This window comes from bacterium (assembly GCA_035371905.1).
Classification (GTDB): domain Bacteria; phylum Ratteibacteria; class UBA8468; order B48-G9; family JAFGKM01; genus JAMWDI01.
Genome location: DAORXQ010000023.1, coordinates 15093 through 23197 on the forward strand (window position 1 = coordinate 15093; position 8105 = coordinate 23197).

The 8105-nt window shown below is 29.0% G+C and carries 9 protein-coding genes; 3 read left to right on the top strand and 6 right to left on the bottom strand.

Going from position 1 to position 8105, the window contains the following annotated elements:
• From PKV21_04055 to PKV21_04065, 3 genes are all read right to left on the bottom strand, one after another.
• Positions 1 to 515 (bottom strand): hypothetical protein (locus PKV21_04055; GenBank protein ID HOM26662.1); only part of this gene is annotated, 515 nt, incomplete at its 3' end.
• A 77-nt stretch (positions 516 to 592) separates the two neighbouring features.
• Positions 593 to 1294 carry a DUF1559 domain-containing protein gene (locus tag PKV21_04060; protein ID HOM26663.1) on the bottom strand — a complete coding sequence of 234 codons (702 nt, stop codon included), beginning with the start codon at positions 1292 to 1294 and terminating at the stop codon, positions 593 to 595.
• A 101-nt stretch (positions 1295 to 1395) separates the two neighbouring features.
• Complete coding sequence (locus tag PKV21_04065) at positions 1396 to 2889, bottom strand: ADP-ribosylglycohydrolase family protein (GenBank protein ID HOM26664.1); 1494 nt, start codon at positions 2887 to 2889, stop codon at positions 1396 to 1398.
• A 53-nt stretch (positions 2890 to 2942) separates the two neighbouring features.
• On the opposite strand from PKV21_04065, the gene PKV21_04070 reads away from it, so the two are divergent.
• Both PKV21_04070 and PKV21_04075 read left to right on the top strand, forming a co-directional pair.
• A complete protein-coding gene (locus PKV21_04070; protein ID HOM26665.1) occupies positions 2943 to 3143 on the top strand; it encodes a hypothetical protein in 201 nt (66 codons plus the stop codon).
• Complete coding sequence (locus tag PKV21_04075; protein ID HOM26666.1) at positions 3125 to 3403, top strand: type II toxin-antitoxin system RelE/ParE family toxin; 279 nt, start codon at positions 3125 to 3127, stop codon at positions 3401 to 3403. The genes PKV21_04070 and PKV21_04075 overlap by 19 nt, the downstream gene beginning before the upstream one ends.
• A gap of 5 nt (positions 3404 to 3408) precedes the next feature.
• Here PKV21_04075 and PKV21_04080 read toward each other — a convergent pair whose 3' ends face one another.
• The 3 genes from PKV21_04080 to PKV21_04090 all read right to left on the bottom strand — a co-directional run bounded on the left by PKV21_04080 (position 3409) and on the right by PKV21_04090 (position 7277).
• Positions 3409 to 4422, bottom strand: coding sequence for a LacI family DNA-binding transcriptional regulator (locus PKV21_04080; GenBank protein ID HOM26667.1), 1014 nt, complete (start codon positions 4420 to 4422; stop codon positions 3409 to 3411).
• An 89-nt stretch (positions 4423 to 4511) separates the two neighbouring features.
• Positions 4512 to 6359 carry a galactokinase gene (locus tag PKV21_04085; GenBank protein HOM26668.1) on the bottom strand — a complete coding sequence of 616 codons (1848 nt, stop codon included), beginning with the start codon at positions 6357 to 6359 and terminating at the stop codon, positions 4512 to 4514.
• 3 nt (positions 6360 to 6362) lie between these two features.
• A complete protein-coding gene (locus PKV21_04090; GenBank protein HOM26669.1) occupies positions 6363 to 7277 on the bottom strand; it encodes a TIGR01212 family radical SAM protein in 915 nt (304 codons plus the stop codon).
• A 100-nt stretch (positions 7278 to 7377) separates the two neighbouring features.
• On the opposite strand from PKV21_04090, the gene PKV21_04095 reads away from it, so the two are divergent.
• On the top strand, positions 7378 to 8105 hold a 728-nt coding region (locus PKV21_04095), incomplete at its 3' end, for an HD domain-containing protein (protein HOM26670.1).

The following is an 8105-nucleotide window of genomic DNA, read 5'->3' on the forward strand; positions in this document are numbered from 1 at the left end:
ACCTTTTCTATTATTTCCAAAATATATTTAACTCTGTTTACATAGGGATATGGTAAATTTTCAAGGGCAATTGATATATTATATTTATATGCATAATCACATACATCTTTTAAAACTTCTACGCTAATTTTATCAAATTTATCTTTACCAATATATTCAATTATTTTCCATGGTTTTGGCTCATCTTTAATTGAACGAGCATGTAAAACATAAAAAGACAAATCCCAATTTTTCAATTCATCAATTAAATTTTTTAAATAATTTGCAGATTCCTTAATATCCAAAGAAGGTAAAAGAACTGAACAACTATGATGGGCATGAAATTTTAATCCATATTTTTCACCTATTTCCTTTGTTTCAAAAATCCTTTTTATTCTATCCTCCTTTGAAAAATTAAGGTAATCTATAGAATCTTGTGTGCATATATAACCAAAACCTGCTTCAGAAATATTCTTAATAAACCTTTCAAAATCTTTACACATATGGTCAATGTAAATTCCAAGTTCTCTCTGCATAATTTTCCTTTCTTTTCAAATTTATCTCATATAATAAGGTGGATTACAACCATCCCAGTTTGCTCCCCATAATAATCTCAACCATTCGGGAGTAGTTGAAGGTGTTCCCCAGACCATCCCCCTGTTTTCAACATAAATACTTCCTGCTCCTTTTTCCACTCAACGTGCCCATCAAAAAATAAAACATTACATCCTCCATTGTGTCTAAATCCAGGCGCATATGTCTCTGACCCAGAACCAGAATATACATAAGCAGGTCCAATTCCTTGAACAAACATATCATAATAGCCGTCTCCATTTGAATCAGCAACTGCAATTACTCCTGATGGTCTTCTTATTCTTGCATATTTTGGTGGTGTCCTAACTGTCTGATTAACAACTGAATTAGTAGAATACATAACATTTACATTACATCCATAGGAAATCCATGTGGATGAAAATGCATGTTTTCTGTTGCTCGGGCATCTCCAAACAGGATGAGGGTAGTTGTGTCCTTCTTTCTTGTTTATAGAGATATAATAATTCAACTTTTGGAACCAGAACCTTGGTGCATAACCTGTTTCAAAACTATCTCCTGAAGGAACATACTCATAATCTTCAACATACATTAATAAAGCAAGTCCTATCTGTTTTAAATTGTTCATACAGGTTGCTTGTCTTGCTCTTTCCCTTGCTTTTGATAGTGCCGGTAATAACATTGCTGCAAGGATAGCTATAATCGCAACTACTACAAGCAACTCAATAAGTGTAAAGCCTTTTCTTTTTCTTATTTTTTTCATTTTATTTACCTCCTTTCTTCTAATTTTTTTCTTTTCAATTTTTATAACTTTCCCTCATCTCACATCACCTCCTTCCGAACCCGGTTCGGTAATTGGATATATTAAGTGGTTTCTTTCATCGGCAAACCCGGTTCGGTAATTGGATATATTAAGTGGTTTCTTTCATCGGCAAGTATTAAGGCAAATTCAATCTTCTCTTTACATTTAAAAATTTCTATTAAAATTTCATTTTTCCCTTCTTTTATCTCTACATATACAAATGGTGAACTTGGTCTGTGAGGTGCTGGTATAAATTCTTTATTGTGATTGTGATGTGAAAGGATAAGTTTTTTATTTAACCATAATTTTACTCCATCTGTTGTTGCTGGATATATTTTAATTTTCTGCTTTTTATCAAATTTAATATCTGTCTTTAAAAATAATAAACCTTTCTTATCACCAAAAAATTTATCCAGAGGTAAATAAATTGTATCAGAAACAAACTCTTTAAATCCGTAATACCTGTCTTCAATAATCTTTTTTTCAATATCTTCTGCTTCTTTTAACTCAAATACATCTGATACCCCAAATTTTATTTTCAAAGGTGGTTCAAATTCAGGTATTTCAGGAAGTTTAAATGGTTTTTCTATTCCTGGTAAATCTTTTTCCTTTTCTGCAATTTCTATAACTTTTAAAATTTCTTCAGTAAATTCTTCAATATCTTTTGGAATATAAATATTTTTTATTCCCCAGCCAGGTACAATTCTCTTATCTATTTCTGTTTTTATCTGTTTTTCTATCTCTTCTTTTCCAAGTATTATTCCAATTATTGCTCCAGATGTTGCTCCTGTACAATCAGTATCATATCCACATTTTACTGACTCAATTATTGTTTTTAAAAAATCGCCATTTCCATATAAAAGTCCTGATATTATAAATCCTATATTCTGAACACAATGGGTAAAATTATAATGACCAAAATTCTTTATTACTTCATCCCTTGTCTCTTTTAATTCTTTCCCTTCTTTATATAATCTCAAAACCATTTCACTTACTTTTCTCACCTTTGAATCTTCTGGTAAAAACCTACAGCTTTCCAATATTAACTTTTCTATATCATTTTCAACAAAGGCAAGTGATTCAATTACTGATAAAAATATCTCTCCATAAGCACCATCATACCAGTGGTCAACTGAGGCATCAAGATAACTATAATATCCAGCAATTTCTGGTCTTGCTGGAAATATGCATGCCCATATTTCACTTCTTATTGGAGCTCCCATACATTCACAGAACCAGTTATTATAAATTCCACTTAATGGTGGTCTTAAACCAACTTTTAAATTTGCTTTTGCTACTCCATATTCATCAAAAGGATAATCAATATTTTCCCATCCCTTCACTAAATCTTCTGAACTTATTTTTATCCCTTTTTTTCTCAATATATCAAACCAGACAATTTGTAAATCAAGGTCATCATTTGCAAGTATTTTTTCAGGAAGTTTATATGGTATTTCTAAAAATTCTTTCTTTCCTTCAAAAGGTCCACCTATACTTCCTCCTATACTTTTTCCTAAGAAACACCCATAAATTTTGTTATAAATTTCTTTTTTCATCTTTATTTCCTTTTAAAAATAAATAAGGTATAATAAACAAAAAAGGAGTTATTATGAGAAAAAATGAAGAATTAATTGTTTTACCTAAAAATGTTCTCTTGACTGCAGAAACCCTTGAAGATATTGAAGATTGGCTTCTTTCCAGAAATAAAAAATTTATTGAAGAATTGAGAAGAATAAGATTAGAAGAGGATTTAAAAGGTAAAGGTGAAGAACTTGAAAAAATTTGTAAGAAATGGAATATAAAGTTATAATTTTGCCCACCGCTATTTCTGATATTGAAAAACTTTCTAAATCTATAAAAACAGGTATTTTGAAAAAGATTAAATATCTTGCAGAAAATGCAGATGAAATTATTCATCACCACCTTAAAAATATGCCTGATGACCTTAAAGGACTTTGTAGAATTAAATATGGTCATTACAGAATTCTTTACTGGATTTATAGGAATGAGAAAATTATTAAAATTTATAAGGTCTCTCATAGGTCCATAATTTATAAAAAACTTATTTAATTTTTTCATGCACTCTCCCTAACAATTATCTCCGGTTCTATAAGTATTTCCTCTTCTTTTTTTATTTTTCCTTCTATCCATCCTATTAACCTTTCACACGCTATTTCTGATATTTTCTCTATTGGCTGATGAACTGTTGTTAAAGATGGTTTAATCAAATAAGAAATAAATATATCATCAAAACCACAAATACCAATATCATCAGGAACTTTTAAACCACTTTCTTCTACTGCCTTTATTGCACCTATTGCCATTAAATCATTTCCACATAAAATTGCATCAACTTTACTTATCAATTCCTTTGCAAATTTCCTTCCATTTTCCATTTTATATTCACCTTCACATATTATTAGTTCCTTATTTATCCCTATCCCTTTTTCCTTTAATGCTTTAATATATCCACTTAATCTTTCTTCAGTTGCTCTTAAATTTCTGTCTCCGCTTATAAACCCAATTTTCTTTCTTCCTGTTTTAATAAGGTAATTCGTTATCTTATATGTTCCAATTTCATTATTTACACTTATAACATCTACTTTAAGTCCATAATTTTTCTTTCCTGTAAATACAATTTTTATTCCACTTTTTAACATCCTATCAAAAATTGGTATTAAAGAACTATCATCCTCTCCTTCACAAGTCCCAATAATAACTCCTGCAACTCTTTCTCTTTCAAATAGTTCTAAAATATCCTTTTCCTCATCCACATTTCCATAAGAATTTCCTAAAATTAAATGGTAATCTTTTTCTTTTAAATAATCATGAATGACTTTAACAGCAAGAGAATATATTGGATTGAGAATATCAGGAATAATAAGTCCAATTTTTCTTGTATTTATTTTTTTTAGATATACTGCTCTATTGTCTGGAACAAAATTCTCTTTTTCTATTATCTTTAAAATTTTTTCTTTTGTAGAACTTTTTACAGGACCATTATTTAAAACCCTTGATACAGTCGCTGGTGATACACCTGCCTTTTTTGCTATTTCATATATTGTTACCATTTTTGTAATTGGTTTCATTTTTATTTCTTTTTATTATTATACCAATAAAAAATTTTTTGTCAAATTTTTTGAAATTGATTACAAATTTTTCCGAACCGGGTTCGGAATTAAAAGGAGGAGCAACCACTTACTATTTGGCAGATGTGAAATTCAGGAATAATACCTGTTTTCTCTTTATAATTTTTCCCAACTTCTTTAATATATTTATCAACAGAGTCCTTATGTATAATAGAAATCAAACAACCTCCAAATCCACCACCTGTAATCCTTGTACCAATAACTCCTTCTATTTTCAATGACTCATCCCTCATAATTTCAACCTCTTTACAACTCACTTCATAAAGGTCTCTCAATGATATATGTGATTCATTCAGCAATTTTCCGAGTTCTTCAATATTCCCATCTATTAAACACTTGCTTGCCTTTTCTGTTCTCTCATTTTCTTTTATTACATGCAAGACCCTTTTTCTCACAACTTCTGGAAGTTTATCCTTATACTTTTCAAATTCATCAATTTTAATATCTGAAATTGTTTCTATATCAATGTATTTTTTTAATATTTTTAAACCTTCTTCACACTCTGCCCTTCTTTTATTGTATTCTCCAGATGCAATTGAATGAGATACATTTGTTGAAGAAATCAAAAAATAGTAATCTCCAATGTTAACAGGAATATATTGATAATTGTGATTTTTACAGTTTAAAAGTATTGCATTATTTTTTTTAGCCATTGTTATTATAAACTGGTCCATTATTCCACATCTTGCTCCTACAAACTCATTTTCCGCCTTCTGACACATAAAAGGTATTTTTTCTTTTTCAATATTTAAATTAAATAAATTATTCAAGGCGGTTAAAGTTATAACCTCAATTGCTCCTGAAGAAGAAAGTCCCCCTCCTATTGGAATATTACTTTCAAAAACAAGGTCCACTCCATCAATCTTATATCCATATTCACTTAAAATTTTAAAAACTCCAAGAGGATAATCAGCCCATGTATTTGTCTTATTTATATTTCCTATCTCAACTGAAACAGCATTTTTAAACTGAAGTGAGAAAAAATTTATAACTTTTTTATTATTCTTCCTTATTGCAAGATATATATACCTGTCAACAGCAAAAGGCATAACAAATCCACCATTATAATCAGTATGCTCTCCAATTATATTTACCCTTCCAGGAGCAATAAAAAATAATGGTTCTTCACCAATTCCAAAAATTTCTCTCATCTTCTTACTTAAAATATAAAAATTTGCACTGTGAAACTGATTTATATCTCCTATATCAAACCAGTTATCCTCAAAAACATATCCATAAACATCAACTTTTTTATGCAGATATTGAATGAATAAACCTGCCTGGTCAGGATTATTTCCGCTATTTAAGTATTCATCAAGATATTTTTTTAAAGTCCTTTTTGGAAAATAATAAACACATATTGCAGCATCTTTTGTTTTTGGGTTCTGTGGTTTTTCCTCAAAGTATGTTATTCTGTTTTTTTCATCAAGAACAACCTGACTGTATTTTTTTATAAGGTTTATATCCTCTACCCTTTTAATTCCAACAGTTATACCATTTTTCCTTCCATAATTCACAAAATCTAATAAATCAAACTCAAAAAGATTATCCCCTGCAATTATTAAAAATTCATCATCTTCCAATCTATCAACTGCAAACTCTATATCTCCTATTGCTCCCAATCTTTCTTTATCTGAATTTGAACCATCATTTAAAACAACTATATTTTTCTTGTCTTCAGCCCATAAATTAAAATCACTGTAAAACTTATCATTTGAGATAATTACAATTTTATCTATTTCAGGAATTTTATTAAGTTTTTCTATGATATGCTCAACCATAACCTTTCCACCTATTTGTAGAAGATTTTTTGATTTAACAAGTGTTAATGGATACATCCTTGTTGCATAACCAGCACATAAAATAATTACCTTCATTTTTCAACTCCTTTTTTTATAATTTTTTCCCTGATAAACATTTTTCTCTTCCATTTTTTCTTCCAATAATTTTAACATTTTCTGTTTTTCAAGCAACCATAAAGGAGCAACAAGATATTCTCTATCACAATCAGCGGTCAATCTCTGAATTACAGTTTCAGGATAAAGATAAGAAAGAAAATCAATTAACAAATCAATATATTCTTCCATATCCATAACCTTAAATTTCCCTTCCTTATACCATTTTTCAAGTTCTGTATTTTTTAAAATATGAATTGGATGTATTTTTATTCCATCAAGTTCTAATATTCCACACTCTTTACCAGTTTCAATAATTTCCTCTTTTGTTTCATAAGGCAGTCCAATTATTACATGAGCACATATCTTCACATTTCTTTTTCTTGTCATCCTGTAAACTTTTAAAAAATCTGAATAAGTATGGTTCCTGTTTATAATCTTTAATGTTTTATCATGAATACTCTGAAGTCCATATTCAATCCAGACCTCATAATTACTGCTGTAACTCTCAATCAAATCAAGTTTTTCCTCATCTATACAGTCAGGTCTTGTCCCTATTGAAATTCCAACAACTTCAGGAAATTTTTTAACAACATCATATTTTTCTTTTAAAATTTCTAAAGGTGCATAAGTATTTGAATATGGCTGGAAATAAACTATAAATTTTTCTGCCTTAAACCTTCTTTTACCATATTCAATTCCTTTTTTTATCTGTTCTTCAAGTGGCAAAATTTCTCTTAAAGATGGACTGAAAGCATAATTATTACAGTAAATACATCCTTTATCACTTAATCTTCCATCAATATTCGGACAGGAAAAACCAGCATAAACACTTATTTTATGTACCCTGCAACCAAACCTTTTCCTCAAATAATCTGAAAATTTCTTATAAAGTTCCATTTATTTATTTTACACCTTCTAATCAAAAACCTTAAAATCCTAAAATCTTCTTGACAAAATTAGAAATTTAATCTAAATTAAAAAAAATAGGAAATTTTGTATGAATGAAAGGGAAAGTTTAATATTAGGTAGTTTACTCCACGATATAGGAAAATTTTCCCACCGTGCCGAAGAAAAGTTAAGGTTAGAATATGATAAAAATTTAAGAACATTTTATTGTCCGACTGATTATGGCTACTCTCATCTTTTATATTCAGGTCAATTTGTAAAAGATATATTCAAAGATAAAGAATCACCTATAGAAAATCTTGTACTTTCACACCATAAACCAGATAGTTTTAAAGGAGATAAAAAACTTCCAAAAATAATACAACTTGCTGATTATCTATCAAGTGGAGAAAGAAGAGAAAGGGACGAAAGCGAAAAAGGGGTAGTCAAAAAAGAACCAATAATTTCAATATTTTCACAACTTCTTATTAAAGATGAAAAAAACGGTGAAATTTATAAACCAGAAGAATTATACAATAGACCTGTTAAAATTGATAATAATCTTGAAAAATTGGTGCCTGTTGAAAAAAAAGACGCAATCACAGATAACTATAATTTTAAAAAGTTATGGGAAGAATTTAAAGATGAATGTCAGTATTTAAACTATCCATCAAATTTTGAAAAAATATTCACTCAGATTTTCTCTCTTCTTGAAAAATATACTCTTTTTATACCATCCTCTGCATATACTGATAAACCCGAAATTTCTCTGTTCCATCACTTAAAACTGACATGTGCTATTGCTACCTGTTTATATGACCTTAATATTGCAAAAGAAAC